Source organism: Streptomyces sp. NPDC006743 (assembly GCF_040703815.1).
In the GTDB taxonomy this organism is placed as follows: Bacteria; Actinomycetota; Actinomycetes; order Streptomycetales; family Streptomycetaceae; genus Streptomyces.
The window spans coordinates 92,848-118,551 of record NZ_JBEYJA010000013.1; the positions used below are offsets into that span (position 1 = coordinate 92,848).

Sequence of the window (25,704 nt, forward strand, 5' to 3'; positions counted from 1 at the left end):
GGACGGCCCCTTACGTCACCGCCGCCTCCGGACCGCGACCGCGGCTCCGGGCCCGGGACCGGCCGCTGCGGCGCCCGGCGGCGGCCGTTCTCAGGCCGCCGCGGCCCGCGTGAACCAGCCGATGGTCCGTTCCAGCCCCTGGTCCCAGGGCACGCGCGGCTGCCAGCCCAGGCGCTCCCGGGCGAGGCGGGTGTCGGGGCGGCGGCGGCCGGGGTCGTCGACGGGGCGGTCGACGAAGCGGATGCGGGAGGCGGAACCCGTCAGTTCCACGATCCGGCGGGCCAGCTCCAGCACGGTGATCTCGTCGCCGCCGCCGATGTTGACCGGCCCCGGCTCGTCCGAGGCGGCCAGGGCGAGGATGCCGTCGACGGTGTCGTCGACGTAGCACAGGGACCGGGTCTGGCTGCCGTCGCCCGCGACCGTGAGCGGCGCGCCGTCCAGGGCCTGCGCGATGAAGGTGGGCACGGCCCGGCCGTCGCCGGTGCGCATCCGGGGGCCGTACGTGTTGAAGATGCGCACGATGGCGGTGTCGGTGGCGTGGACGCCGCGGTGCGCGGTGACCAGGGCCTCGGCGAAGCGCTTGGACTCGTCGTAGACGCTGCGCGGGCCGACCGGGTTGACGTTGCCCCAGTAGGTCTCGCGCTGCGGGTGTTCGAGCGGGTCGCCGTAGACCTCGGAGGTGGAGGCGAGCAGGAAGCGGGCGCCGTCGGCACGGGCGCGCTCCAGGGCGTTGCGAGTGCCGGTGCTGCCGACGTCGAGGGTCTGCAGGGGCAGCCGCAGGTAGTCGGCGGGCGAGGCGGGACAGGCGAAGTGCAGGACCAGGTCGAAGCGGCCGGGCAGGCCGCGTACGGCGTCGGGGTCCGTGGCGTCGGCGCGGACGAAGTGGAATCCACGCCGTCGCTCCAGTTCGGCCACGTTGGCGTGGCTGCCGGTGGACAGGTCGTCCAGGCAGACGACACCGGTGCCGGCGTCGAGCAGCCGTGCGCACAGGTGGGATCCGACGAAGCCGGCACCGCCGGTCACCAGGGCCCGGTGCCACTCGCGTCCGCTCACGGGACTCTCCTCCCTCTCGCCCTCCCCGCGTTCACTCAGATGTCGGCTTGAGTAACCCGGTGACAGAACGGCACACATCACCCCCTTCCGGTGGCCGACCACCTCGACCACTTGTGCGACGGCTCTTTATTCGACCCCGCTATACACCGCGTACATACGCCCTCTGTAAAGTCCCGCGCATGCCTTCCTTGACCAAGAAGACCAGGAAAAGCGGGAGAACGGGGAGAACCGGAACGGGATTCCGCGCGATCACCGCGCTGGCGGCCGCGGCCGGCCTGACGCTGGGCCTGAGCGGCTGCACGAAGGTCGACGCGACCAGCCCGAGCACCGCCCGGACCCAGGCCGCGGCGGGTGCCCCGGGCCGGTTCGGTCCGGTCGACTGCCGGCAGGCCAAGTGCATCGCACTGACCTTCGACGCCGGGCCGAGCGAGAACTCCGCGCGGCTGCTGGACATCCTGAAGGAGAAGAAGGTTCCCGCGACCTTCTTCCTGCTCGGGGCGCGGCACATCGACAAGTACCCCGAGCTGGTCAAGCGGATGGCGGCCGAGGGCCACGAGGTGGCCAGCCACACCTGGGACCACAAGATCCTCACCGAGATATCCGAGGCCCAGATACGCGACGAGCTGCGGCGCCCCAACGAGGCGATAGAGCGGCTGACGGGCCGCAAGCCCACGCTGATGCGCCCGCCGCAGGGCCGGACCAACGACACCGTCCAGAAGATCTCCGAGGAGATGGGCATGTCGGAGGTCCTGTGGAGCGTGACGGCGAAGGACTACACCACGACCGACTCCGACCTGATCGAGAAGCGCGTCCTGGACCAGGCGTCCCGCGACGGGATCATCCTGCTGCACGACATCTACGCCGGCACGGTGCCCGCCGTGCCCGGCATCATCGACGCGCTGAAGGAGCGGGGGTACGTGTTCGTCACCGTGCCGCAACTGCTGGCGCCCGGCAAGCCGGTCCCGGGCAAGGTGTACCGCCCCTGACCTCCGGGAGGAACCGCCGGACGCGGCCGCTGTGAAGGCGGGCCGCGCCGCTGTCAGGTGCGGGGCGTGAGCCGGCGCCGGAAGCGCAGGGCCGGCCGGCCGTTGATCGTCAGCTCGCCCTCCTCGGTGAAGCCGTTGCGGGCGAGCACCGTCCGGGAGGCCGGATTGCCCACGTGGGCGGCCGCGGTGAGCGCGCGCAGCCCGTACGTCCCGGCGGCCAGCCGGCACACCTCCCGCACCGCGGCCGTCGCGACACCCCGGCCGGCGGCGCGCTCCCCGATCCGGTAGCCCAGCTCGGCCGACCCGTCGGCGACGTCGACGAGGTTCACCCGGCCCAGCAGCGTGCCCTGTTCGTCGAGGACCAGGTGGAAGTGGCACACACCGGCGTCCTGTTCGGCGAGCAGGGCGCGGTGGCGGTCCGCGAAGTGCGTGAAGTACGCGTCCCCGCGGTCCGTGATGAAGCGGGCGAAGTAACTCCGGTTCTCCCGCTCGAAGGCCAGCACCGCCTCGGCGTGGTCGGGCCGCAGCCGCTCCAGGATCACCATGGGCGCAGCATACGGCCGGCCGGGTGCGGGCCGGGGGCGAAGCCGTCGTCGCGGGGCCCGCGCTGTCTACGATCGTGCCGTGGTCACCTTCCGCCTGGAACGCACACCGCCGCTGCCCGTCGACGAGGCCTGGCGGCGGCTCACCCGGTGGCCCCGGCACGGCGGCGCGGTGCCGCTGACCCGCGTCACCGTGCTCACCCCCGGGCCCACCCGCGAGGGCACCCGCTTCGTCGCCCGCACCGAAGTGGGCCCCCTGCGCTTCGCCGACCCCATGGAGGTGACCGTCTGGCGCCCGCCCGCCGACGGCGGACCGGGCCTGTGCCGGCTGGAGAAACGGGGCCGTACGATCCTGGGCCGGGCCGAGATCGAGGTGCGGCCGGGCCCCGGTGGCCGCGCGTGCGTGCGGTGGCGGGAGGAGCTGCGGGTGCGCTTCCTGCCCGCCGTCTTCGACCCGCTCCTGCACCTCGTGGCACGGGCGGTCTTCGGCCGCGCGATGGACGGACTGCTGCGGCAGCCGTGACAGCGGGACGCGACCGGCGACGGCGGCCGGTGACCGGGCCCGGGAGCCGGCGAGGGCTCGGCGGTGGGCCTCGGCCTGGGGGCGGGCCTCGCTCGGTGGCGGGCTGCCCGGAAGTGTCATCAGGCGGGACCAGGCTGGCGGGCTGCGCCCCGGCCCGGGAGCCGGCAACGGCTCGGCCGGGGGCCTCAGTCCTGCGGGTGGGCCTCGCTCGGTGGCGGGCCGTCCGGCGGTGCCAACAGGCGGGACCAGGGCGTGCGTCCGGCGGTGGCCAGCAGGATGCGTTCGCGGGGTGGTTCGGGGCCGACGGGGCGCCAGACGAGATCCGTGTCCGCGCTCGAGCCGGACCGGGGACGCAGCGCCACCACGTCGTCGTGGGCGAGGAGCGCGTGGCGGAACAGGGTGTGGCTGCCCGTGTCCTCGACGAGGGTCGCCGGGTGCCAGCCGTGTTCCGCGAGCCGGGCGAGGACGGCGGAAGCGTAGCTGGGCGCCCTGCGTTCCGGGAACCACAGCAGCCGCTGGCCGGCCATGTCGCTCCAGGTCAGTTCCGTACGGACGGCGAGGGGGTGGTGGCGGCCGAGCACGACGCCCAGGGGTTCGTCCCCCACCGTCCGCAGTTCCAGGCCCGCCTCGTCGTCCACCGGGGCCCGCAGGACGCCGAAGGCCAGCGCTCCGCTGCGCAGCAGCTCGCCCTGGCGCCCGGAGTCGACCTGTTCGTAGACCGGGCGCAGCGGGCGGGCGGCCGTCAGGATCCGCTCGGCGCGGCGCAGCACGTCGTGCGGTACGCCGCGGCACACGCCCACCGTCGCGGTCACCGGCACGGCACGGGCGGCGGCGACCGCCGAACCCAGCGCGTGCTGCGCCTGGCGGACGCCGGTCAGCAGCAGCCGGCCCGCTTCGGTGAGTTCCATGCCCCGGGGCAGCCGCCGGAACAGCGGTGCGCCGACGCGCCGTTCGAGCAGCCGCAACTGCTGGCTCAGGCTCGGCTGGGCGATCCGCAGCCGCCGGGCGGCCTCCGTGACCGTGCCGGCCTCGGCGACGGCGGCGAAGTAGCGCAGGTGGCGCAGCTCCAGGTCGGGGAACTCCAGCGGCGCAGCCATAGGTGCCAGCCTATAGGTGCCTCGGCGGCCGGTCCTGGTGCGGACGGGTCCGCGCGCCCTTGAGTGGGGTCATGTACGTCATCGTGTTCCGATACCAGGCACCGCTGGAGACCATCGACTCCCTCAAGGAGGCCCACTACGCCCATCCCGAGGGGGTGTTCGGGCAGGGACTGGTCCGGCTGGCCGGGCCGCTGGAGCCCCGTACGGGCGGGGTGGTCCTGGCGGAGGGCCCGCAGGCGGCGGTGGAGGCCGCCGTCGCCGCGGACCCGTTCGTCACCAGCGGCGCCGCCACCGCGGAGATCCTCCGCTTCCACCCCACATGGCGGCCGGAGGAGAGCCCGGCCTCCCTTTGACCGGCCATCGCGGGAGAGCCGGGCCGCACGCTGCACGCGACGCGGTGCTCGCCCTCGTCTTCGCCCGGCCGGTACCGCTGCCGCCGACGGCCCGTCAGGGTGAGGATCGGCTGGGGCGCGCCGCCCCGCACCGCCCCGAACACCGACCGGGACGCACCGCCCCGGGACGGCGAGGACGACACCCGGACCACGGCGAGGCGGCCGGCGCGGCACGCGCGGACGCGGCACGCGACCGGCGCCGGCGCGGCACGGGGCGGACGCGGGACGCGTTCGGCGTTCGGCGCGGCCCCGGCCGGCGGAAGTGACCGTTCAGGCCACCGACCCGATCCGCTGCGCGGGCATCGGCGCCGGGTCGTGGTGGATGGGGGTGTGCGCGCCGGTCAGGGCGACGCCGCTGCCGCCGCGGCGGCAGGCGACGATCTCCGCGGCGATGGACAGGGCCGTCTCCTCCGGTGTGCGGGCGCCGAGGTCGAGGCCGATGGGCGACCTGAGCCGGGCCAGTTCCAGGTCGGTGACGCCGACGTCGCGCAGGCGTGCGTTGCGGTCGAGGTGGGTGCGCCGGGAGCCCATGGCGCCGACGTACGCCACCGGCAGCCGCAGCGCGCGTTCGAGCAGGGGCACGTCGAACTTGGCGTCGTGGGTGAGGACGCACAGGACGGTGCGGCCGTCGACGTCGGTGTTCTCCAGGTACCGGTGCGGCCACTCGACGACGATCTCGTCGGCCTCCGGGAAGCGGGCCCGGGTGGCGAAGACGGGGCGGGCGTCGCAGACCGTCACCCGGTAGCCGAGGAACTTGCCCATCCGCACCAGCGCGGAGGCGAAGTCGATCGCGCCGAAGACGATCATGCGGGGCGGCGGTACGGAGGACTCGACGAGGACGGTGAGCGGGGCGCCGCAGCGCGAGCCCTGCTCGCCGATCTCCAGGGTGCCGGTGCGGCCGGCGTCGAGGAAGGCGGCCGCCTCGGCGGCCACCGTGCGGTCCAGTTCGGGGTGGGCGCCGAAACCGCCCTCCGAGGAGCCGTCCGGGCGCACCAGCAGGGGCCGGCCGAGGAGTTCGGCCGGGCCGGTGACGATCCGCGCGACCGCCGCCGCCTCCCCACGGGCGGCGGCGGCCAGCGCGGTCGCGAACACCGGGCGGGCCGGACCGTCGGCCCGTACCGGTGCGACCAGGATGTCGATGACGCCGCCGCAGGTCAGACCCACGGCGAAGGCGTCCTCGTCGCTGTACCCGAAGCGCTCCAGGACGGTCTCGCCGTCCTCCAGGGCCTGCCGGCACAGTTCGTAGACCGCGCCCTCCACACAGCCGCCGGAGACCGAGCCGATCGCCGTGCCGTCGGTGTCCACCGCCAGGGCGGCACCGGGCCGGCGCGGGGCGCTGCCGCCGACGGCCACCACGGTGGCGACGGCGAAGGTGCGGCCCTGCTCGACCCACCGGTTCAGTTCCTCGGCGATGTCCAGCATCTGTCGTCTCCTTACAGCGGTCGTGTGAAGGGCGGGGGCGGCTCGGTCAGTGGACGCCGAGCCAGCCCTCGATCGGGTTGAGGGCGAAGTACACGAGGAAGACGGCCGTCAGGGCCCACATGAAGGCCCCGATCTCCCGGGCCTTGCCCTGGGCGACCTTGATGATCGTGTACGAGACCACGCCGGCGGCGACACCGGGCGTGATGGAGTACGTGAACGGCATGATGACCACCGTCAGGAAGACCGGGATCGCGGTGGCGCGGTCCCCCCAGTCGACGTGCCGTGCGTTCATCATCATCATCGCGCCGATGACCACCAGGGCCGCGGAGGCGACCTCGGAGGGGACGATCGCGGTGATCGGGGTGAAGAAGAGGCAGGCGGCGAAGAACAGGCCGGTGATCACGGAGGAGAAGCCCGTGCGGGCGCCCTCCCCCACGCCGGTGGCGGACTCGACGAAGACGGACTGGCCCGAGCCGCCCGCGACACCGCCGATCACACCGCCGGCGCCGTCGATGAACAGGGCCTTGGACAGGCCGGGCATCCGGCCCTTGTCGTCGGCGAGGTTCGCCTCGGTGCCGACGCCGATGATGGTGGCCATCGCGTCGAAGAAGCCGGCCAGCACCAGCGTGAAGACGATCACGGTGACCGTCATGACGCCGACGTCGCCCCAGCCGCTGAACGACACATGTCCGAAGAGCGAGAAGTCGGGCATCGAGACGGGGCTGCCGTGGAGCTCGGGGGCGCCGTTCACCCACTGCTTGGCGTTGATGACGCCGGTCCCGTTCAGGACCGCGGCGACGACGGTGCCGCCGATGATGCCGATGAGGATGGCACCGGGCACGTTGCGGGCCTGGAGGGCGAAGATCAGCAGCAGGGTGGCGGCGAAGAGGAGCACCGGCCAGCCGGACAGCTCACCGCCGGGGCCGAGGACCACGGGGCCGCCGCCGGGCGACGGGTTGCGGCCGACGAACCCGGCCTTGACCAGGCCGATGAAGGCGATGAACAGGCCGATGCCCATGGTGATGCCGTGCTTGAGCGGCAACGGGATCGCATTCATGATCATCTCGCGCAGGCCGGTGACGACCAGCAGCATGATCACGACACCGTAGGCCACACACATGCCCATGGCCTGCGGCCACGTCATGTTGGGCGCCACCTGCGTGGAGATGACACCGGACACGGACAGGCCGGCGGCGAGGGCGAGGGGCACCTTGCCGACGAAGCCCATGAGCAGGGTGGTGAACGCCGCGCCGAGCGCGGTCGCGGTGATCAGGGCCTTCTGGCCCAGGGTGTCCCCGGCGACGTCCTTGCCGGAGAGGATGACGGGATTGAGCAGCAGGATGTACGCCATCGCCATGAAGGTCGTGACACCGCCGCGCACCTCACGCGCGACCGTGGATCCCCGCCGGGATATGTGGAAGTACCGGTCGAGCCAGGACCGTCCCGCCGGGACGCGGCTGCCCGCGCCCGCGTCTTCGGCGGCGGTCCTCGGCTCCACTGACTGCTGGGTCATGGGGCCAACTCCCAAGGTTCATAGGGACACCCGTGAAAGCCCTTCCTGGGCACGGGATTTGGGAATGGACGGCCCGGGGGACGGCCCGAGACGAACCTCGTTGCTGGTACTTCAAGGGCCGCGAGCGGAGCGGAACTCGAAGAGGTGGGGGGGAGTGCTCCGGGCGGCGCGGAAGGTGTGACGTTCCGGTGCGCCGCCCGGAGGGTCTGCCGTTTCTCCGGTCCGGCCGGCCGGGCCCGTGGGCCCGGCCGGTCCGTTCGGGAGTGCTACGCCTTGCCGGTGAGGTGCTCCGGCCGGACCGGCGTGCGGGGGAGTTCCAGTCCGGTCGCGTTCCGGATCGCCGCGAGGACGGCCGGGGTGGACGAGAGGGTGGGGGCCTCGCCGATGCCGCGCAGCCCGTAGGGGGCGTGGTCGTCGGCGAGTTCGAGCACGTCGACCGGGATGGTCGGCGTGTCGAGGATGGTGGGGAGCAGGTAGTCCGTGAAGGAGGGGTTCCTGACCTTCGCCGTCTTCGGGTCGACGATGATCTCCTCCATGATGGCGATGCCCAGGCCCTGGGTGGTGCCGCCCTGGATCTGCCCGATGACGGAGAGCGGGTTGAGCGCCTTGCCGACGTCCTGCGCGCAGGCCAGCTCGACGACCTTCACCAGGCCGAGTTCGGTGTCGACCTCGACGACGGCGCGGTGCGCGGCGAAGGAGTACTGGACGTGGCCGTTGCCCTGTCCGGTGCGCAGGTCGAAGGGCTCGGTCGGCCGGTGCCGCCACTCCGCCTCGACCTCGACGGCCTCGTCCTCCAGGACGTCCACCAGGTCGGCGAGGACCTCGCCGCCGTCGGTGACGACCTTGCCGCCCTCCAGCAGGAGTTCGGCGGTGGCCCACGCGGGGTGGTAGGAGCCGAACTTGCGCCGGCCGATCTCCAGGACCTGCTCACGCACGAGTTCGCAGGAGTTCTTGACCGCGCCGCCGGTGACGTACGTCTGCCGGGAGGCCGAGGTCGAACCCGCCGAACCGACCTGGGTGTCGGCCGGGTGGATGGTCACCTGGGTGACGCCCAGTTCGGTGCGGGCGATCTGCGCGTGCACGGTGACGCCGCCCTGGCCGACCTCCGCCATCGCCGTGTGCACGGTGGCGACCGGCTCACCGGCGACGACCTCCATGCGCACCTTGGCCGTGGAGTAGTCGTCGAAGCCCTCGGAGAAGCCGACGTTCTTGATGCCGACGGCGTACCCGACACCGCGGACGACGCCCTCGCCGTGCGTGGTGTTGGACAGGCCGCCGGGCAGCTGCCGTACGTCCGGGCCCTCGCTGGACTCCCACTGGCGCTCGGGCGGCAGCGGCATCGCCTTGACGCGGCGCAGCAGTTCGGCGACGGGCGCCGGGGAGTCGACCGGCTGCCCGGTCGGCATGACCGTGCCCTGCTCCATGGCGTTGAGCCGGCGGAACTCCACCCGGTCCATGCCCACCTTGTCGGCGAGCTTGTCCATCTGCGCCTCGTAGGCGAAGCACGCCTGGACCGCGCCGAAGCCGCGCATGGCGCCGCAGGGCGGGTTGTTGGAGTAGAGGGCGATGGCCTCGATGTCCACGTCGTCGATGACGTACGGTCCCGCCGACAGCGAGGCCGCGTTGCCGACGACCGCCGGGGAGGCGGAGGCGTAGGCGCCGCCGTCCAGGACGATCCGGCACTTCATGTGGGTGAGCTTGCCGTCCTTGGTGGCGCCGTGCTCGTAGTGGAGCCGCGCCGGGTGGCGGTGCACGTGCCCGAAGAAGGACTCGAACCGGTTGTAGACGATCTTGACGGGCTTGCCGGTGCGCAGGGCCAGCAGGCAGGCGTGGATCTGCATCGACAGGTCCTCGCGCCCGCCGAAGGCGCCGCCGACGCCGGCCAGGGTCATGCGCACCTTGTCCTCGGGCAGGCCGAGGACGGGCGCGATCTGGCGCAGGTCGGAGTGGAGCCACTGGGTGGCGATGTAGAGGTGGACGCCGCCGTCCTCCTCGGGTACGGCCAGGCCGGACTCGGGGCCGAGGAAGGCCTGGTCCTGCATGCCGAAGTAGTAGTCGCCCTCGACGATGAAGTCGGCCCTCTTCGCGGCCTCGTCGGCGTTGCCGCGGACGATCGGCTGGCGGTGGACGATGTTGGGGTGCGGGACGTGCCCGGCGTGGTGGTCGTCGCGCCGCTCGTGGACGAGGATCGCGCCGGGCGCGGTGGCGGAGGCCTCGTCGGTGATGACGGGCAGCTCCCTGTAGTCCACCTTGATCTTGGCGGCGGCGCGGCGCGCGGTCTCCGGGTGGTCGGCGGCGACGATGGCGACCGGTTCGCCGTGGTGGCGCACCTTGCCGTGGGCGAGCACGGGCGTGTCCTGGATCTCCAGGCCGTAGTGCTTCACCTCGGCGGGCAGGTCGTCGTAGGTCATCACGGCGTACACGCCGGCCATGGCGAGGGCCTCGGAGGTGTCGATCGAGACGATCTCGGCGTGTGCGACGGTGGAGCGCAGGATCTGGCCCCAGAGCATGTCCTCGTGCCACATGTCGGACGAGTACGCGAACTCGCCGGTGACCTTGAGGGTGCCGTCGGGGCGGAGCGTGGACTCGCCGATGCCGCCCTTGGTCCGGTAGCCCTGGGTGATTTTGGTGGGAGCACCGTTGGCCGTGGTCATGCTCAGACCCCCTCGGACTGGCGGGCGGCCGCCAGGCGGACCGCGTCCATGATCTTCTCGTAGCCCGTGCAGCGGCACAGGTTGCCCGACAGCGCCTCGCGGATGTCCGCGTCGGTCGGGTTCGGGTTGCGTTCCAGCATCTCGTCGGCGGCGACCAGCAGGCCGGGCGTGCAGAAGCCGCACTGGACGGCGCCGGCGTCGATGAACGCCTGCTGGACGGGGGAGAGTCCGGTGCCCTCGCCGGTCTGCGAGTCGGTGCCCTGGGCACTCCAGCGCTTGGCGCCGTCGAGCGTCGTACCGGCTTCCTCGCCCTGCGGGCCGCAGGCGCCGCTCGCGCAGCCGCCCTCGGCCCGCTGCCGGGCGAAGTCGGCCAGGCCCTCGACGGTCACGACCTCGCGGCCCTCGGCCTGCCCGGCGGCGACCAGGCAGGAACACACCGGCACGCCGTCCAGGCGCACCGTGCACGAGCCGCACTCGCCCTGCTCGCAGGCGTTCTTCGAGCCGGGCAGGCCCAGGCGCTCGCGCAGGACGTACAGGAGGGACTCGCCCTCCCAGACGTCGTCGGCCTCCTGCGGGCGTCCGTTGACGGTGAAGTTGACGCGCATCACGCAGCTCCCTCGGTGGTGCGGCGGGCGCCGCGGTACGACTCCCAGGTCCAGGTGAGTGTCCGGCGGGCCATCACGCCGACCGCGTGGCGGCGGTAGCTCGCGGTGCCCCGGACGTCGTCGATCGGGTTGCAGGCGGCGGAGCACAGCTCGGCGAACTGCTTGGCGACCGACGGAGTGATGATCTTGCCGTTGTCCCAGAAGCCGCCCTCCTCCAGGGCCGCGTTCAGGAACTCCTCGGCCGCCTGGGCGCGGACCGGGGTGGGGGCGGCCGAACCGATGCCGGTGCGGACCGTGCGGGTCCCGGGGTGCAGCGCGAGACCGAAGGCGCAGACCGCGATGACCATCGCGTTGCGGGTGCCGACCTTCGAGTACTGCTGCGGGCCGTCGGCCTTCTTGATGTGCACGGCGCGGATCAGCTCGTCCGGGGCGAGCGCGTTGCGCTTGACGCCGGTGTAGAAGGCGTCGATGGGGATGCGGCGGGTGCCGCGCACCGATTCCGCCTCGACCTCGGCGCCCGCGGCGAGCAGGGCGGGGTGGGCGTCACCGGCGGGAGAGGCCGTGCCGAGGTTGCCGCCGACGCCGCCGCGGTTGCGGATCTGCGGGGAGGCGACCGTGTGCGAGGCGAGCGCCAGGCCGGGCAGCTCGGCACGGAGATGTTCCATGATCTTCGAGTACGGCACCGAGGCGCCCAGCCGCACGCTGTCCTCGCCGACCTCCCACTCGTAGAGGTCGCCGACGCGGTTGAGGTCGAGGAGGTACTCGGGCCGGCGGTGGTCGAAGTTGATCTCGACCATCACATCGGTGCCACCCGCAATCGGCACAGCGGTGGGGTGCTCGGCCTTCGCGGCGAGCGCCTCCTCCCAGCTGGCGGGGCGAAGGAAGTCCATGACCGGCTCTCTTCTTCGTCTCGGAGGGTCGTACAGATTGAGCCAATCCGTGTGCGGCGGGCCAGGCTCGTTCATGTGCTGTTCACGTGGAGTGGAGTCAGTACACAACCGAGTACTCCGGCGGGGTCAGTCACCGAAACCATGAAGGGTTTGGCTGGCCGCGCCATGCATCTTGTAGATTCGTATGAACGAAGGTCGTCACCCGCCTCTTCGCTTCCCCCGGGAACCAGAGGTCACGGCCCGGCAGGGCCCCGCCACCGGCGAAGTCGCCGGCCGGCCACGGGACCGGGCCCCTCGCCACAAGATTCATCATAGATTTCGAGACAAGAACGGCGGCGACGAGACATGCGGCTGCGCGCACTGCTGGACACCGATGCGCTGGGCCTGAAGCTGCTCGGCGGGGAGGACGAGCTGGACCGGACCGTCCGCGGGGTCATGACCACCGACCTGCGCGACCCGAGCCGCTACCTCTCCGGCGGCGAGCTGGTGCTGACCGGTCTGGCCTGGCGCCGGGACGCCGCCGACGCGGAGCCCTTCGTGCGGATCCTCGTGCAGGCGGGGGTCGTGGCACTGGCCGCCGGCGAGGCCGAGCTGGGCGCGGTGCCCGAGGACCTGGTGGTGGCCTGCGCCCGGCACCGGCTGCCGCTGTTCGCGGTGCACGAGTCGGTGGCGTTCGCGACGATCACCGAGCACGTGGTACGGCAGGTGTCCGGCGAGCGGGCCGGCGACCTGGCCGCCGTGGTGGACCGGCACCGCCGCATGATGACCGCCGGCCCGGCCGGCGGCGGCCCGGACGTGGTCCTGGACCTGCTCGGCTCCGACCTCGACCTGCGCGCCTGGCTGCTCTCCCCCACCGGGCGGCTGATCGCCGGCCCCAAGGCGGGCGGCCCGGCGCTGCCCGCCCCGGCCTGCGCACGGCTGGCCGCCGAGCACCTGGCGGCCGGCCGGACCGCCCGGCGCGGCCCGCACCGGATCACCCTGGACGGCACGACGTACTCGCTCTTCCCCGTCCGCAGCGGCGCCCGCTCCCCGCGGGCCGGGCGCGACGGGCGCGAGACGGGCCTGTCGGACTGGGTGCTGGCCGTCGAGGCGGACGCGAGCGACTGGCCCGAGGAACGGCTCGACCTGCTGCACGGGGTCACCCAGCTGATCGCCGTCGAGCGGGACCGGCGGGACGCGGCGCGCACGGTACGCAGGCGGCTCGCGCAGGAGGTGCTGGAGCTGGTGCAGAGCGGCGCGCCGCCCGCCGAGATCGCCGCCCGGCTGCGGGTGGCGGCGCCGGTGCTGCTGCCCGGCCTCGGCTCGGCCCCGCACTGGCAGGTGGTCGTGGCCCGCGTCGAGTGGGACGCCGGCCCGGCCGGCAGCGGCGCGGTCGCCCAGTCGCTCCTGGAGGAGATCCTCGCCGACCCGCGGAGCACCGGCACCGAGCCCTCGGACCGGATAGCCGTCGCGCACTGCGGCGACGAGGCCATCGCCCTCGTGCCGCTCCCGGCCGTCTCCGCCGAGCACGACGGCCCCGAGGGCGGGATCCTCGCCGACGCGCTGCTGCGCTCCGTGCACGACCCGCTGGCCGCGGGGCTGGACGGCGACGGGCGGCTCACCCTCGGCGTCAGCGCGGCCGTGCACTCGGCGGAGGGCCTGCGCGGGGCGCTGGAGGAGGCGCGGCACGCCCGGCGCGTCGCGGCGGCCCGCCCCGGCCGGGTCTGCGCGGCCGGCCACCAGGAGCTGGCCTCGCACGTGCTGCTGCTCCCCTTCGTCCCCGACGACGTGCGCCGCGCCTTCACCGCGCGGCTGCTGGACCCGCTGCGCGACTACGACCGCCGGCACCGCGCGGAACTGATCCCGACCCTGGAGGCGTTCCTCGACTGCGACGGCTCCTGGACGCGCTGCGCGACCCGCCTCCACCTGCACGTCAACACGCTGCGCTACCGGGTCGGGCGGATCGAGCAGTTGACGGGACGCGACCTGTCGCGCCTGGAGGACAAGCTGGACTTCTTCCTGGCCCTGCGCATGAGCTGAGGTCAACGGGGACGAAGGCGGTGCGGCGACGGGCCGTCCGCCGTCCCACGACTTTGTGAAATCCTTCACCCGCCCCCTTGGCCGGGCCGCCGGATCCGTGCTGAGATGCGGCCACCACTCAAGGCTCGAAGGCGTGCTCGGGGAGGGCAACGTGGCGCATACCGCCATGTCTGGTAACGGAACGACCGCTGGTGACGATCCACTCCAGACCGCGGTATGGCGGCTGCGCTCCCGCGCGTGCTGGGCCGACGCGGCGGCACTGCTGCCGGCGGCCACCGCCGCCGCCGCGCTGCAGCGCACCGCGCTGCTGGTGGAACGCTGCCTGTACACCGAGGCGGGCTGGGAGGAGGCCGAGGACGCGCTGCGCACCGCGGAGGCGCTGGCCCACTCCGACGAGGAGCGCGGCGCGGCCGCTTGTGAACGCGGGTACTTGGCCTACTCGGCGACCCTGCACGGCGTACGGGACCGCGCCGACGAGGCGCGTTCGGCGCTGGGCCGCGCCGCGGCGCTGATCCCTCCGGGGGCGCCGGGGCGGGCCCTGCTGGACTTCCGGCGCGGGCTGATCGCGGAGAACCTGACCCGTTCCGCGCAGGCCGCGCGCGCCGCCTACCGCCGCGCCCACGCGGGCGCCACCGCCCGCCCCGACCCGCTGCTGCTCTCCTTCACCTGGCGTCATCTGGCCGGACTCGCCCTGCGCGAGGGCGAGTTGGCGGAGGCACGGCACGGCTTCGCCGAGTCCCTGCGCCTGCGCGAGGAACTGGGCTACCTCGTCGGCACGGCTCCCGCGCTGGTGTCCCTGGCCGACACCGAGGAGGAACCGGAGGCCTCCCGCCTCCGCGAGGAGGCCCGCCGCCTGATCCGTCTCCTCGGCGGGGTCCCCACCTGGCTCACCCGCCAGCTGGCACCCCCGGGGGCGGCCACGGTGTGAAGGCGCCGGAGGTGCCAGGTGCCGGAGGCGCCAGGCGCCAGGCGCCAGAGGTGCCAGGCGCCAGAGGTGCCAGGAGCGTCCGCGTGCGGGCGGGGCGGACGCGCGGGGCGGGGCGGGCGTTCGGGGCGGGGCGTCAGGCCGTGGCGGTGAAGTGGGCGGCCAGCAGCGCGCCCACCGTCTCCGTGTCGCGGGCGATCAGCGCGTCCAGCAGTGCCCCGTGCTGCGCCGCCTCGGCCACCAGAGCCACGCGCGCGGCGCGGCCGAGGACGCCCGTCAGCGGCCACTGGGCCCGCCGGTGCAGGTCCTCGGCGACCCGCACCATCTGCTCGTTGCCGGACAGCGCCAGCATCGCGCGGTGGAAGGCGCGGTCGGCCTCGGCGTAGGCGGCCCGGCAGCCGGAGGACGCGGCCCGGACGGTGGCCTCGGCGAGCGGGCGCAGCGCGGCCCACCGCTCGGCGGGCACGGTACGGGCCAGCCGCAGCAGCACGGGGACCTCGATCAGGGCCCGCACCTCGGCCAGTTCGGCCAGTTCCCGGGCCTCGCGTTCGACGACCCGGAAGCCGCGGTTGGGCACGACCTCGACGGCGCCCTCCAGCGCGAGCTGCTGCATGGCCTCGCGCACCGGGGTCGCGGAGACCCCGAACCGTTCGCCGAGCGCGGGCGCGGAGTAGATCTCGCCCGGCCGCAGTTCGCCCGTGACGAGCGCGGTGCGCAGGGCGTCGAGGACCTGACCGCGCACGGAGGAGCGCCGTACCGGGGGGCGCGGGCCGGGCCGTCCGCCGTGCGGGTGCTCGCCGCGGGTGGCGTCGTCGTCCGGCGGGGTGCCGTGCTCCCGCCGTGTCCGCGGGCCGGGGCCCGCCGGCGCCGCGGCGTCCGCGTCCGCCTCCGGTGCCGAGGGGGCGGTGCGAGGGCCCCGGTCCCCCGGCCGCCGGCCGTCCTGGGCGAGCGCCGCGGGCGCGCCGGGCCCCGGCCCGCCGGCCGGGCCGTCCTCCGGGCTCGGGCGCGCGGACGGCGCAGGGGCGGGATTTCGGTGAGCCGGCCGGGCGCCCTCGGCCGCGCGGTCCGGGCGCGGCCCTGGACCGCTTCCCGGGCGGACCTGCGCGGGCCGGGGCGAGTGCGGCTGCGCGGCGCGCGGCTCCTGACGCCGCGGGTCCGCGGCGCGCGGCAGGCGGGGGGCGCGGACTGCGGCGGCCTCCGGCCGGGGCCGCGGAACGGGCCCGGCGGTCCCCTCGGCCGCGGCGGAGTCCTGCGCGCCCTGCTTCACGGTGCTCCTCCGGGCTTGGGGGTGCTTGGGGTCATTACGACGGGTTGCTGTCCGTCCGTCAAGCACCTTACGGCGCAACTGGCCACGGGTTCACATCCCGTCGACGTCGAGTAAGGTAAGGCTTACCTGAAAACGCACCTTCGGACGTGGATCGGCGGTTCGGCATGCCCCTGCTCGCTTCGGCCGTGGCGGAGGCCTACGCCCGGCTCACCGAGGCCTTCCCCGGCCTCACGGTGACCGAGTCGCACCCGGCGGACGGGACCCCGCAGGGCGGCGCCTGGGTGCAGGCCGCCGCCCTCGCCGAGGGCGGCCCGGGCCTGGAGGCGTTCCTGGCCTGGGACGAGGCGCAGGTCCTGCGCGACTACGGCACCCGGGCCCGCCCCGACGTGGTGGCGAGCTTCGGACTGCACCGCTACGCCTGGCCGGCCTGTCTGCTGTTCACCGTCCCCTGGTTCCTGCACCGCCGCGTGCCGCGGCTGCCCGTGACGCACGTCTGGTACGACCGCGCCGCCGGCCGCATGACGGTGCGTCCCGTCTCCTTCGCCTGCCTGCCTCACGACCCGGCGGCCACGCTGCCCGGCGCCCGCGTCGTACCCGACGAGGAGGCCCTGCGCGCCGAGGTGCGCGCGGCCGTCGCCGAACACCTGGACCCGGTCCTCACCGGCTTCGGCCCCCGCATGCGGCGGCGCGGCCGGGCCCTGTGGGGCATGGCGACCGACGAGGTCGTCGAGGGCCTGTGGTACGTCGCCCACCTGCTCGGCGAGCAGGAGCGGGCGCGGCACGAGCTGGAACTGCTGCTCCCCGGCGCCACCCGCCCCTACGTCGGCTCGGCGGCCTTCCGCGAACTGACCGGGCCGGACGGCGAGGCGCTGCCCACCCGCGACCGGGCGAGCTGCTGCATGTTCTACACGGTGCGCCCCGAGGACACCTGCGCCACCTGCCCGCGCACCTGCGACGCCGACCGGATCACCAAACTGACCGCGACGGCGGCCGCCTGACCGCCCGTCACCCCGCCGCCCGGTCCGGCGGACCGCCGTACGTCCCGTAAGATCGTCCGCGAATGGGGCGCCCTCACGGGTGCGGCGGCGACAGGAAGTTCACAACTCCCTCACCCGCCGCGGGAACTTTCCGCGGAACCACTCGTACGGGTAGTCTTATTCGAACTCAACTCCCGCCCCTCATGCGGCAGTTCGAGCAGAACGCCGTCCGCGGGCATCCCCTTGCACCTCCTTGGCGGCCTCTTGCCCCGAAACCCTCTGAGGGCCGCTGGGATTGGGCCACTATGGCGGGCGTCACGCCCTATCCCCATGCAAGGGACCCCAGATGAGACTGACCGACATATCGCTGAACTGGTTGCTTCCGGGCGCCGTACTGCTCCTGGGCGTGCTGGCGGCGGTGGCGGTGCTCGCGCGCGGCAAGCGGTCCAACGGGAGCACGAGCACCGACGACTCGTGGGAGCGCAGCGAGGAGCGCCGCAGGCGCAAGGAGGCCGTCTACGGCACCGCCTCCTACATCCTGCTGTTCTGCTGTGCCGCGGTCGCCGCGGCGCTCTCCTTCCACGGCCTGGTCGGCTTCGGCGAGCAGAACCTCGGCCTGACCGACGGCTGGCAGTACCTGGTGCCGTTCGGCCTGGACGGCGCGGCCATGTTCTGCTCCGTGCTCGCGGTGCGCGAGGCCAGCCACGGTGACGCGGCCCTCGGCTCCCGGATACTCGTGTGGATGTTCGCCGCCGCCGCGGCCTGGTTCAACTGGGTGCACGCGCCCAGGGGTGTCGCCCACGCGGGCGCGCCCCAGTTCTTCGCCGGCATGTCCCTGTCGGCCGCGGTCCTCTTCGACCGCGCCCTGAAGCAGACCCGCCGGGCCGCGCTGCGCGAGCAGGGCCTGGTGCCGCGTCCGCTGCCGCAGATCCGGATCGTGCGCTGGCTGCGGGCTCCCCGGGAGACCTACCGCGCCTGGTCGCTGATGCTCCTGGAGAACGTGCGCAGCCTGGACGAGGCCGTCGAGGAGGTCCGCGAGGACGCCCGGCAGAAGGAGCAGAACCGCCGTCTGCGGCGCGAGCACGACCGTGTGGAGCGCGCCCAGCTCAAGGCGATCAGCCGGGGCCACCGCGGCTTCGCCGGCCGGGGCGGCCGGCAGGGCGAGGCCCAGGCCCTGGAGCGCGGCTCCTCGCAGGTCACCGCGGAGCCTGCCATAGCGGCGGAACCGCTGCCGGTACGCGCCCGTCCCTCGCTGCAGCCCGTCCGCAAGGGCGCTGACGCCCTCACGGTCGACCTCACCGCCGAGGACGACACCCAGGCCCTGCCGCGCCTGGACTCGCTGGAGCGCAAGCTCAAGGATCTGGAGCAGCAGTTCGGCTAGGGCGACAGCGCCCGCGGACCGGGAGGCTCCCGGCGGGCGCGCGGCCGGGGGAGGGCGGAGAAGGAGAACCTTCTCCGCCCTCCCCCTTTCCGCACTCCCGCGGTCTCACGCCGCCTGCCGCGCGCCCAGTTCGAACCACACGGACTTGCCGACCTCGTGCGCGCACACGCCCCAGTCGTCCGCGAGCGACTCGATCAGGAACAGTCCCCGGCCGTTCGTGTCCTCGGCGGCGACCGGCACCCGCGGACGTGGTCCGCGGGCCACGAAGTCCCGTACCTCCACGCGCAGTCCGCTCGGTGAGACGGTGGCCGTCAGGATCGCGTCGTCGTCCGTGTGGACGAGGGCGTTGGTCACCAGCTCGCTGGTGAGCAGTTCGGCGACCTCCGACCGCTCCCCGGGCCCCCAGCGGTGCAGCAGCTCGCGCAGGGCCCGGCGCGCCTCGGGCACCGCCCGCAGGTCCGCCCGGTCCAGCCGGCGTCTGAGCTGGGGCCCCGACGCCCTTGCCGCCGCCCCGTCGGCCTCTTCCTCCACCGTCCTCACCGAGGAGGTCCCTGTGGTCACGGGACCGCTCCCTCGCGTCTGACTCTTCATCTCCCCCGCCCGCGTGCCGATGTCGGTTCCCCTCCAGCTCGAACACGTTCACGGGGATCCATGCCCAGCGGGATCCGGGGCAGTCCTGCCGGATCTTCGGCGACCAAGGGTTCGGCCACGGCCCCACCGGCGCGCGAGGGGCCGCCGCGCTGCCGGACGCCCGCGGGAGCCGGGACGCCCGGGCCCGCCGGGGCCCCGGACGCGCCGCCGTCGGCGCCCCGGGTACGTCGCCGGCCGTACGGCGGACGTACCCAGGGCGTACGAAGCGCGTACGGCATCCGCGCGCAGGACGTACGGCGCGCGTAGGGCCGGCCGCCCCGCGTGTCCCGAACTTGGCCGGAGTACGACGCTTTCCGCGCGCCGCGGCGCCCTTTCCCGGGCGTCCGGTCCGTGCGGGTCCTCACGGCCGCGGCACGTTGCGCAGGTTGGACCGGGCCATCTGCACCATCCGTCCCACCCCGCCGTCCAGCACGATCTTGGACGCCGACAGGGCGAAGCCGGACACCATCTCGGCGCTGATCTTCGGCGGGATGGACAGGGCGTTGGGGTCGGTGACGACGTCCACCAGCGCCGGTCCCTTGTGCTGGAAGGCCTCCTTCAGCGCTCCCGCCAGGTCCTTGGGCTTCTCCACCCGTACGCCGTGGGCTCCGCAGGCGCGGGCCACCGCGGCGAAGTCCGGGTTCTTGTTCGTCGTGCCGTACGAGGGCAGGCCCGCGACCAGCATCTCCAGTTCCACCATGCCCAGCGAGGAGTTGTCGAACAGCACCACCTTCACCGGCAGGTCGTACTGGACCAGGGTCAGGAAGTCCCCCATCAGCATGGCGAAGCCGCCGTCCCCGGACAGGGAGACGACCTGCCGGCCGCGGTCGGTGAACTGGGCGCCGATCGCCATCGGCAGCGCGTTCGCCATCGAGCCGTGCGAGAAGGATCCGATGATCCGGCGGCGCCCGTTCGGCGAGATGTACCGGGCGCCCCACACGTTGCACATGCCGGTGTCGATCGTGAACACGGCGTCGTCGTCGGCCACTTCGTCGAGCACGGCCGCCACGTACTCGGGGTGGATCGGGATGTGCTTGTCGACCTTGCGCGTGTACGCCTTGACCACCCCCTCCAGGGCGTCCGCGTGCTTCTTGAGCATCCGGTCGAGGAAGCGGCGGTTCTTCTTCTCCCTCACCCGCGGGATCAGGCAGCGCAGCGTCTCCTTCACGTCGCCCCACACCGCCAGGTCCAGCTTGGACCGGCGGCCCAGCACCTCGGGCCGCACGTCGACCTGGGCGATCTTCACGTCGTCGGGCAGGAACGCGTTGTACGGGAAGTCCGTGCCGAGCAGGAGCAGCAGATCGCACTCGTGGGTGGCCTCGTAGGCGGCGCCGTAGCCGAGCAGTCCGCTCATCCCGACGTCGTACGGGTTGTCGTACTGGATCCACTCCTTGCCGCGCAGGGCGTGCCCGACCGGCGACTTGATCCGTCCGGCGAACTCCATCACCTCCGCGTGCGCGCCCGCCGTGCCGCTGCCGCAGAACAGGGTGACCTTGCCGGCCTCGTCGATCATCCGGACCAGCCGGTCGATCTCCGCGTCACCGGGCCGGACGGTGGGCCGGGAGGTGACGATGGCGGTCTCGGCGGCCTTCTCCGGGGCCGGCTCGGCCGCGATGTCACCGGGCAGCGTGACGACACTGACCCCGCTGCGGCCCACCGCGTGCTGGATGGCCGTGTCCAGCAGCCGGGGCATCTGCTTCGGGCTGGAGATCAGCTCGCTGTAGTGGCTGCACTCCTGGAACAGCCGGTCGGGGTGCGTCTCCTGGAAGTAGCCGAGGCCGATCTCGCTGGAGGGGATGTGCGAGGCGAGCGCGAGGACCGGGGCCATGGAGCGGTGGGCGTCGTACAGGCCGTTGATGAGGTGCAGGTTGCCCGGGCCGCAGGAGCCGGCGCAGGCCGCGAGCCTGCCGGTGATCTGTGCCTCGGCGCCGGCGGCGAACGCGGCCGTCTCCTCGTGGCGCACGTGGATCCAGTCGATGGCGGCGTTGCGGCGGACCGCGTCGACGACCGGGTTGAGGCTGTCCCCGACGACGCCGTACAGGCGTCTGACGCCGGCGCGGACGAGGATGTCGACGAACTGCTCTGCGACGTTCTGCTTGGCCATGCTCCCGGTACCCTTCGGTCTCCGGCCGGCGGCCGCGGCCGCCCGCGGCCGCTCCGCCTGTTCGCCTGCCGCTGCCGGCCGGTGCGGACTTCCTGGGTCCATGAATTCACAGCCCCGCCGCTCACGCCTCCCAAACGGCGGCGGCCGTACGGTCGTCCGCGTAGCCCTTGACCCGTACCTGGGCGTCCGCGAGGAACGCGGCGAGGCCGGGCGGGAGGGGACCGGACCACCGGCGGGCGAGGTGCGCGCGCAGTTCCTCCTCGCCGCGCAGGGGCTCGGCGAGGCCGGCGGTGCACATCAGGAGGGTGTCACCCGGCCGGGCTACACAGGCACGGAAGAGGAAGGGTTCGTGGGGCGGTCCCGACCCGGCGTCCGGGCCCGGGGCCGGGTCCCGCGGGACCGGCGGGACGGTCGGGCCCGGGTCCGTCGTGAGCCGGTCGCCCCGCGGGGCCTGGGCCGGGGCGGACAGCCGGGAGGCGGCGGTGTGCGGCCGGGACGGGCCGGGCTGCCCCGGGGGCCGTCCGGCGGCATCGGGCCCGCTGCCCGGCGGGTCGGTGCCGCGGGACCCGGCGTCGTGGGGCCCGGCATCGTGGCGCCCGGGGTCGCCGGGCTCGAGGTCCTGCCAGGTGCCGTCGCGCAGCCTGAAGAGCCCGCCCCCTCCGGTTCCGAAGAAGACCCGCGTACGGCAGGCGGGGTCGGCGGGCAGCAGCAGGCAGCGCAGCGCGGCCGTGTACTCCCCGGGGGCGACGCCCAGTTCCGCGGCGCTCGCCCGGAGCCTGCCGAGGCTGCGGTCGGTGAGCCGGTGCAGGCCGGACTTCAGTTCACCGCGCCGTGCCGCCCTGATGTCCTCGGCCAGCCGGAGGTGACTGCGGCCGACGGCGCGCGCGATCCACTGGCACACCTCGGCCGCGGCCCGGTGGGCGCCCGGCCTGGCGCGGGCCCCGGTGGCCATCGCCACGAGGACCAGTGCCTGCTCCCCGGTGCCGAAGCGGGCGGTGAGCAACGCGTCCCGGCGCGGCTCGCCCCGGTAGCGCGGCGAGTCTCCGCGGACGGAGACGGCCCGCAGGGTGCAGACCCCGTACCCGGCGCCGTCCAGGATCGTGTCCGGCACCAGGTCGTCGAGCGCGTCGGGATCGGCGAGCGGAAGCGCGGTGGGCTCCGCTTCGTAGGTGGGCGGCCCGGAACCCACGTGGGTGACGGCGAAGGGCGGCGGGCAGCGGTCCGCCGGGCCGTCGTCGGATGCGGAGGCGGAAGCCGGGCCGGGAAACGAGGGCGGGCCGGGAACGGCGTCTTCGGACGCCGGCGGCTCGTCCGGGCGGGAGGTCTCCCGGCCGCTCGGGCGGGACGCTCCGGGCGGGCCGCAGGGGGTGGACGGGCCAGGTGGGCCGTCGGGGCCCGGCGGGAACGTCTTCGGGCCGGGTGAGACGGGCGGCGGGGGTTCCCAGGGGGCTCGCCGCCACCACGGGGGCGGGGTGTCCCCGGGGGCCTCGGCCGCTTCCGGCGGGCGCGGGGCCGGGGGCCGGGCGAAGCCGGGTACGGGGCGCGGGGCGGATTCCCCTACCGGGCGCGGAACCCGTGGCGGGGCGGGGGCGTGCGGTGAAGGCTCGGCAAGAGGCGAAGGCGGAGGCGGCGACGGGGGTCTGGGCGGAGGGGGTGGTGACGGGCTGGGCGAAGGGGGTGGGGGCGCGGGCGAAGGAGTGGGGCGGCCGAACCGGATCCATTCCTCCTCCCCGTCGTCCACCGGAGGTTCGTCCCAGCCGTCGTACCCCGGGGCTTCGCCGTGGTCCTCGTACACCGGGGCTGTGCCGTAGACCTCGTACACCGGGACTTCACCGTCGCCCTCGCTCACCGGGGCTTCGCCGTGGTCCTCGCTCACCGGGGCTTCGTCCTTGCCGGCCGGGGCGTCCGGTGGCTCCTCCGGCCGGTCACCGGGCCGGCCGGGGCCGGGCGGGCGGGCGCCGGGGTGTCCGGGACGCGGTGCCCGGCCCACCGTGCCGGCCGCCGAGGCGAAACGCTCGTCCAGGGAATCGGCCGCGGCCGCGGGACCCGTGTCCTCGGTGGAGTCGTCGTACAGCTGCCGCCACCAGTCGTCCTCATGACCGGTGGGCCTTCCCCCCTGCTGGCTCATGCCCTCGATTGTCCACCGCGCGGCCCGGATGAAAACGGGGCATCCGGAAAATCCGGCGCCTGAACGCACCAGGAACGGCCCACCGGACGAACCCTCGTACACCCGTACGGAACAATGCCGCCGGGCGGTCCCACCCCCCACGGGAGAACCGCCCGGCGACGTCTGGGCGCCCCGGAGCCGGGTCCGGGGCGGGTCCGGGCCGGGTTGCGGGCGGCCGGAACTCCCCCGCCCCGCACACCGGCGCGCGCGTCCGCCTCCGCGCCCTGCGCGCCCCCCGCCCGCCTGCGGGCCGCGGCGGCCGGGCGGGCAGGGCGACCGGGTGCGCGGCCCGCCGGGCACCGCCCGGCGGGGACGTCCGGCCGCCGTACGCAGGTGGCCCCGCGCATCGGCGCAGGCCGCGTGCCCGCGGCCGGCCGGACCGTCCGTCGGCGCTTCGGTGGTGCCACCTTGTCAGGATGACCAGGGGTGCGGCGATGATGTCGGACGGCGGGTTTGCGCCGTGGCCGCTTTCCGCCACGCCCGGCTCGCCGCTGGTCGGTGACGTGGGCCCGAAGGGGAGGAACGGCAGCTGATGCTGGCAGCGATAGGGCTGGACGAGAGACACGAGTCGGCCTACCGGGCCCTGGTGACCGTGGGCGCGGCCGACGTGCCCGATCTCGCGCGACGGCTGATGCTCGGCGAGCGCGACACCGAGCGCGCCCTGCGCCGTCTGGAGCGGCACGGCCTCGCGGCCCAGTCCTCGGCCCGGCCGGGCCGCTGGGTCGCCGCGCCGCCCGGGGTGGCGCTCGGCGCGCTGCTCACCCAGCAGCGGCACGAGCTGGAGAAGGCGGAGCTGGCCGCCGCGCTGCTCGCGGAGGAGTACCGGGCGGCGGCGGCCGAGCCTTCGGTGCACGATCTGATCGAGGTGGTCACCGGGGCCTCGGCGGTCGCGCAGCGCTTCGTGCAGTTGCAGCTCGGTGCCGTCGACGAGGTGTGCGCGCTGGTCACGGGCAACCCGATGGTCGTCTCCGGCATGGAGAACGACGCCGAGGAACAGGCGGCGGGCCGCGGGGTGCGCTACCGGGTGGTGGTCGAGCGCGCGGTGCTGGACCTGCCGAACGGCATCACCGAGCTGACCGCCGCCCTGGGCCGGGACGAACAGGTCCGCGTGGTCGACGAGGTGCCGACCAAACTGGTGATCGCGGACCGGGCACTGGCCATGGTGCCGCTCACGTCCCGGATGGCGGAGCCGGCCGCGCTGGTCGTGCACTCCAGCGGCCTGCTGGAGCTGCTGTCGGGCCTGTTCGAATCGGTGTGGCGGGGCGCGCTGCCGCTGCGGCTGGGCGCGTCCGGGGTCGGTGAGCAGGGCCCGGCGGGTCCCGACACCACCGATCTGGAGGTGCTGTCCCTGCTGCTGGCCGGTCTGACGGACGCGAGCGTCGCCAAGCAGCTCGACCTGGGTCTGCGGACCGTGCAGCGCCGGGTGAAGCGGCTGATGGAGCTGACCGGTGTGACCACCCGGCTGCAACTGGGCTGGCACGCCTACGAACGCGGCTGGGTGGCCCGGGAACGGCACGACGGCTGACCCCTCGCCCCGCCGACGCCCCGGGGCGGCTGCCGCACCGGCCGCGTGGGAGTGGTTGGCTGCTGCCATGACTGCCGACACCCGATTCACCGAGGCGGAACGCGCCTATCTGAGGACCCAGCGGCTGGGACGGCTGGCCACCGTCGACCCGCGGGGGCAGCCGCAGGCCAACCCCGTCGGCTTCTTCCCGCAGGACGACGGCACCGTCCTGATCGGCGGCGCGGCGATGGGCCGTACGAAGAAGTGGCGCAACCTGCTGCACAACCCGAGGGTCGCCCTGGTGGTCGACGACATCGTCAGCCTGGACCCGTGGCGGGTCAGGGGCGTCGACATCCGCGGCGAGGCCGAACTCCTCACCGGCCCCCACACGTTGGGCCCGCTGTTCAGCGCGGAGGTGATCCGCATCCATCCGCGGCGGATCCACAGCTGGGGCCTGGAGGAGAGGTGAGGGGCGGCCGGGAATCAGGCGACAGGGCCTACGGCAGCGGCACGCCCTCCAGGGCGAGCAGCCGCACCTTCCGCTCCAGGCCGCCCGCATAGCCGGTGAGCGAGCCGTCCGCGCCGATCACCCGGTGGCAGGGGCGCACCACCAGCAGGGGGTTGGCGCCGATGGCGCCGCCGACGGCCCGGACGGCGGCCCGGGAGGCGCCGATCCGGGCGGCGATCTCGCCGTACGTCGTGGTCGTGCCGTACGGAACGGTGCCGAGGGCGGCCCACACCCGTTCCCGGAACGCGGTGCCCTGGCTGCGCATCGGCAGGTCGAACTCCACGAGTTCACCGGCGAAGTAGGCCCGCAGCTGCTCCTCGGCCGCGCGGAAGGGGGCCGGGTCGTGCCGCCACCCCTCCCCCACCGTACGGCCGCCCTTCTGGCCGGGCACGGACAGGGAGGTGAGGGCGCCGTCCGCGTCGGCGGTGAGGAGCAGCGGCCCCAGCGGGCTCTCGCACCGCGTCCAGTACGTGGCCTCCACGGCCGCTTCGGCCGCCGTCCCGGTGGCCCTGCCGGCGGTCGGACCGGTGGTCGTGCCGGTGAGC

22 protein-coding genes are annotated in these 25,704 nt (G+C 74.3%); 9 read left to right on the forward strand and 13 right to left on the reverse strand.

Annotated elements, in window-relative coordinates:
- Nucleotides 1-90 precede the first annotated feature (90 nt).
- Nucleotides 91-1,053, reverse strand: coding sequence for an NAD-dependent epimerase/dehydratase family protein (locus tag ABZ719_RS14140; protein ID WP_366725455.1), 963 nt, complete (start codon nt 1,051-1,053; stop codon nt 91-93).
- A gap of 179 nt (nt 1,054-1,232) precedes the next feature.
- Here ABZ719_RS14140 and ABZ719_RS14145 point away from each other — a divergent pair, with 179 nt between their 5' ends.
- Nucleotides 1,233-2,039, forward strand: coding sequence for a polysaccharide deacetylase family protein (locus tag ABZ719_RS14145; RefSeq protein ID WP_366725456.1), 807 nt, complete (start codon nt 1,233-1,235; stop codon nt 2,037-2,039).
- Between the two features lie 53 nt (nt 2,040-2,092).
- On the opposite strand, the gene ABZ719_RS14150 is transcribed toward ABZ719_RS14145, so the two are convergent.
- A complete protein-coding gene (locus tag ABZ719_RS14150) occupies nt 2,093-2,584 on the reverse strand; it encodes a GNAT family N-acetyltransferase (protein ID WP_366725457.1) in 492 nt (163 codons plus the stop codon).
- Between the two features lie 79 nt (nt 2,585-2,663).
- Here ABZ719_RS14150 and ABZ719_RS14155 point away from each other — a divergent pair, with 79 nt between their 5' ends.
- A complete protein-coding gene (locus ABZ719_RS14155; RefSeq protein WP_366725458.1) occupies nt 2,664-3,104 on the forward strand; it encodes an SRPBCC family protein in 441 nt (146 codons plus the stop codon).
- Between the two features lie 185 nt (nt 3,105-3,289).
- Here ABZ719_RS14155 and ABZ719_RS14160 read toward each other — a convergent pair whose 3' ends face one another.
- Nucleotides 3,290-4,201, reverse strand: a complete 912-nt coding sequence (locus tag ABZ719_RS14160; protein WP_366725459.1) for a LysR family transcriptional regulator — start codon at nt 4,199-4,201, stop codon at nt 3,290-3,292.
- A gap of 71 nt (nt 4,202-4,272) precedes the next feature.
- Here ABZ719_RS14160 and ABZ719_RS14165 point away from each other — a divergent pair, with 71 nt between their 5' ends.
- The gene (locus ABZ719_RS14165) at nt 4,273-4,554 is read left to right on the forward strand and encodes a YciI family protein (RefSeq protein WP_366725460.1); all 282 of its coding nucleotides are present in this window, start codon (nt 4,273-4,275) and stop codon (nt 4,552-4,554) included.
- 309 nt (nt 4,555-4,863) lie between these two features.
- On the opposite strand, the gene ABZ719_RS14170 is transcribed toward ABZ719_RS14165, so the two are convergent.
- From ABZ719_RS14170 to ABZ719_RS14190, 5 genes are all read right to left on the reverse strand, one after another.
- Nucleotides 4,864-6,015: an XdhC/CoxI family protein gene (locus tag ABZ719_RS14170; protein ID WP_366725461.1), complete on the reverse strand. Its 1,152-nt coding sequence runs from the start codon at nt 6,013-6,015 to the stop codon at nt 4,864-4,866.
- 46 nt (nt 6,016-6,061) lie between these two features.
- The gene (locus ABZ719_RS14175) at nt 6,062-7,528 is read right to left on the reverse strand and encodes an NCS2 family permease (RefSeq protein ID WP_366725462.1); all 1,467 of its coding nucleotides are present in this window, start codon (nt 7,526-7,528) and stop codon (nt 6,062-6,064) included.
- Between the two features lie 266 nt (nt 7,529-7,794).
- A complete protein-coding gene (locus ABZ719_RS14180; protein ID WP_366725463.1) occupies nt 7,795-10,182 on the reverse strand; it encodes a molybdopterin cofactor-binding domain-containing protein in 2,388 nt (795 codons plus the stop codon).
- Nucleotides 10,183-10,184: 2 nt separating this feature from the next.
- The gene (locus tag ABZ719_RS14185; protein WP_366725464.1) at nt 10,185-10,787 is read right to left on the reverse strand and encodes a (2Fe-2S)-binding protein; all 603 of its coding nucleotides are present in this window, start codon (nt 10,785-10,787) and stop codon (nt 10,185-10,187) included.
- Nucleotides 10,787-11,677, reverse strand: a complete 891-nt coding sequence (locus ABZ719_RS14190; protein ID WP_366725465.1) for a xanthine dehydrogenase family protein subunit M — start codon at nt 11,675-11,677, stop codon at nt 10,787-10,789. The genes ABZ719_RS14185 and ABZ719_RS14190 overlap by 1 nt, the downstream gene beginning before the upstream one ends.
- A gap of 345 nt (nt 11,678-12,022) precedes the next feature.
- Here ABZ719_RS14190 and ABZ719_RS14195 point away from each other — a divergent pair, with 345 nt between their 5' ends.
- Both ABZ719_RS14195 and ABZ719_RS14200 read left to right on the forward strand, forming a co-directional pair.
- Complete coding sequence (locus ABZ719_RS14195; RefSeq protein WP_366725466.1) at nt 12,023-13,696, forward strand: PucR family transcriptional regulator ligand-binding domain-containing protein; 1,674 nt, start codon at nt 12,023-12,025, stop codon at nt 13,694-13,696.
- A gap of 166 nt (nt 13,697-13,862) precedes the next feature.
- Complete coding sequence (locus ABZ719_RS14200) at nt 13,863-14,624, forward strand: hypothetical protein (protein ID WP_366725467.1); 762 nt, start codon at nt 13,863-13,865, stop codon at nt 14,622-14,624.
- 133 nt (nt 14,625-14,757) lie between these two features.
- Here the strand turns inward: ABZ719_RS14200 and ABZ719_RS14205 are convergent, their stop codons facing one another.
- Nucleotides 14,758-15,792 carry a GntR family transcriptional regulator gene (locus ABZ719_RS14205; protein ID WP_366725513.1) on the reverse strand — a complete coding sequence of 345 codons (1,035 nt, stop codon included), beginning with the start codon at nt 15,790-15,792 and terminating at the stop codon, nt 14,758-14,760.
- Between the two features lie 260 nt (nt 15,793-16,052).
- Here ABZ719_RS14205 and ABZ719_RS14210 point away from each other — a divergent pair, with 260 nt between their 5' ends.
- Both ABZ719_RS14210 and ABZ719_RS14215 read left to right on the forward strand, forming a co-directional pair.
- On the forward strand, nt 16,053-16,886 hold the full coding sequence (locus ABZ719_RS14210; protein ID WP_366725468.1) for a (2Fe-2S)-binding protein: 834 nt from the start codon (nt 16,053-16,055) through the stop codon (nt 16,884-16,886).
- Between the two features lie 325 nt (nt 16,887-17,211).
- Nucleotides 17,212-18,246 carry a DUF2637 domain-containing protein gene (locus tag ABZ719_RS14215; RefSeq protein ID WP_366725469.1) on the forward strand — a complete coding sequence of 345 codons (1,035 nt, stop codon included), beginning with the start codon at nt 17,212-17,214 and terminating at the stop codon, nt 18,244-18,246.
- A 105-nt stretch (nt 18,247-18,351) separates the two neighbouring features.
- Here ABZ719_RS14215 and ABZ719_RS14220 read toward each other — a convergent pair whose 3' ends face one another.
- The 3 genes from ABZ719_RS14220 to ABZ719_RS14230 all read right to left on the reverse strand — a co-directional run bounded on the left by ABZ719_RS14220 (nt 18,352) and on the right by ABZ719_RS14230 (nt 22,169).
- Nucleotides 18,352-18,837: an ATP-binding protein gene (locus tag ABZ719_RS14220; protein WP_366725470.1), complete on the reverse strand. Its 486-nt coding sequence runs from the start codon at nt 18,835-18,837 to the stop codon at nt 18,352-18,354.
- Between the two features lie 400 nt (nt 18,838-19,237).
- Nucleotides 19,238-20,980, reverse strand: a complete 1,743-nt coding sequence (locus ABZ719_RS14225) for a pyruvate dehydrogenase (RefSeq protein WP_366725471.1) — start codon at nt 20,978-20,980, stop codon at nt 19,238-19,240.
- A gap of 121 nt (nt 20,981-21,101) precedes the next feature.
- Nucleotides 21,102-22,169: a protein phosphatase 2C domain-containing protein gene (locus tag ABZ719_RS14230; RefSeq protein ID WP_366725472.1), complete on the reverse strand. Its 1,068-nt coding sequence runs from the start codon at nt 22,167-22,169 to the stop codon at nt 21,102-21,104.
- Nucleotides 22,170-23,679: 1,510 nt separating this feature from the next.
- On the opposite strand from ABZ719_RS14230, the gene ABZ719_RS14235 reads away from it, so the two are divergent.
- Both ABZ719_RS14235 and ABZ719_RS14240 read left to right on the forward strand, forming a co-directional pair.
- A complete protein-coding gene (locus tag ABZ719_RS14235; protein WP_366725473.1) occupies nt 23,680-24,672 on the forward strand; it encodes a helix-turn-helix domain-containing protein in 993 nt (330 codons plus the stop codon).
- Nucleotides 24,673-24,739: 67 nt separating this feature from the next.
- Entirely contained in the window at nt 24,740-25,120 is a 381-nt protein-coding gene (locus tag ABZ719_RS14240) for a PPOX class F420-dependent oxidoreductase (protein ID WP_366725474.1), read from the forward strand.
- Nucleotides 25,121-25,148: 28 nt separating this feature from the next.
- Here the strand turns inward: ABZ719_RS14240 and ABZ719_RS14245 are convergent, their stop codons facing one another.
- Nucleotides 25,149-25,640 carry a methylated-DNA--[protein]-cysteine S-methyltransferase gene (locus tag ABZ719_RS14245; protein ID WP_366725514.1) on the reverse strand — a complete coding sequence of 164 codons (492 nt, stop codon included), beginning with the start codon at nt 25,638-25,640 and terminating at the stop codon, nt 25,149-25,151.
- Nucleotides 25,641-25,704 lie beyond the last annotated feature (64 nt).

Bases quoted from the DNA above. Each gene is read 5' to 3' on its own strand.
- ABZ719_RS14150 (WP_366725457.1), bottom strand. From the start codon at position 2,584: ATGGTGATCCTGGAGCGGCTGCGGCCCGACCACGCCGAGGCGGTGCTG.
- ABZ719_RS14185 (WP_366725464.1), bottom strand. From the start codon at position 10,787: ATGCGCGTCAACTTCACCGTCAACGGACGCCCGCAGGAGGCCGACGAC.
- ABZ719_RS14145 (WP_366725456.1), top strand. From the start codon at position 1,233: ATGCCTTCCTTGACCAAGAAGACCAGGAAAAGCGGGAGAACGGGGAGA.
- ABZ719_RS14165 (WP_366725460.1), top strand. From the start codon at position 4,273: ATGTACGTCATCGTGTTCCGATACCAGGCACCGCTGGAGACCATCGAC.
- ABZ719_RS14195 (WP_366725466.1), top strand. From the start codon at position 12,023: ATGCGGCTGCGCGCACTGCTGGACACCGATGCGCTGGGCCTGAAGCTG.
- ABZ719_RS14215 (WP_366725469.1), top strand. From the start codon at position 17,212: ATGAGACTGACCGACATATCGCTGAACTGGTTGCTTCCGGGCGCCGTA.
- ABZ719_RS14180 (WP_366725463.1), bottom strand. From the start codon at position 10,182: ATGACCACGGCCAACGGTGCTCCCACCAAAATCACCCAGGGCTACCGG.
- ABZ719_RS14235 (WP_366725473.1), top strand. From the start codon at position 23,680: ATGCTGGCAGCGATAGGGCTGGACGAGAGACACGAGTCGGCCTACCGG.
- ABZ719_RS14190 (WP_366725465.1), bottom strand. From the start codon at position 11,677: ATGGACTTCCTTCGCCCCGCCAGCTGGGAGGAGGCGCTCGCCGCGAAG.
- ABZ719_RS14210 (WP_366725468.1), top strand. From the start codon at position 16,053: ATGCCCCTGCTCGCTTCGGCCGTGGCGGAGGCCTACGCCCGGCTCACC.
- ABZ719_RS14175 (WP_366725462.1), bottom strand. From the start codon at position 7,528: ATGACCCAGCAGTCAGTGGAGCCGAGGACCGCCGCCGAAGACGCGGGC.
- ABZ719_RS14225 (WP_366725471.1), bottom strand. From the start codon at position 20,980: ATGGCCAAGCAGAACGTCGCAGAGCAGTTCGTCGACATCCTCGTCCGC.
- ABZ719_RS14200 (WP_366725467.1), top strand. From the start codon at position 13,863: ATGTCTGGTAACGGAACGACCGCTGGTGACGATCCACTCCAGACCGCG.
- ABZ719_RS14170 (WP_366725461.1), bottom strand. From the start codon at position 6,015: ATGCTGGACATCGCCGAGGAACTGAACCGGTGGGTCGAGCAGGGCCGC.
- ABZ719_RS14240 (WP_366725474.1), top strand. From the start codon at position 24,740: ATGACTGCCGACACCCGATTCACCGAGGCGGAACGCGCCTATCTGAGG.
- ABZ719_RS14220 (WP_366725470.1), bottom strand. From the start codon at position 18,837: ATGAAGAGTCAGACGCGAGGGAGCGGTCCCGTGACCACAGGGACCTCC.
- ABZ719_RS14160 (WP_366725459.1), bottom strand. From the start codon at position 4,201: ATGGCTGCGCCGCTGGAGTTCCCCGACCTGGAGCTGCGCCACCTGCGC.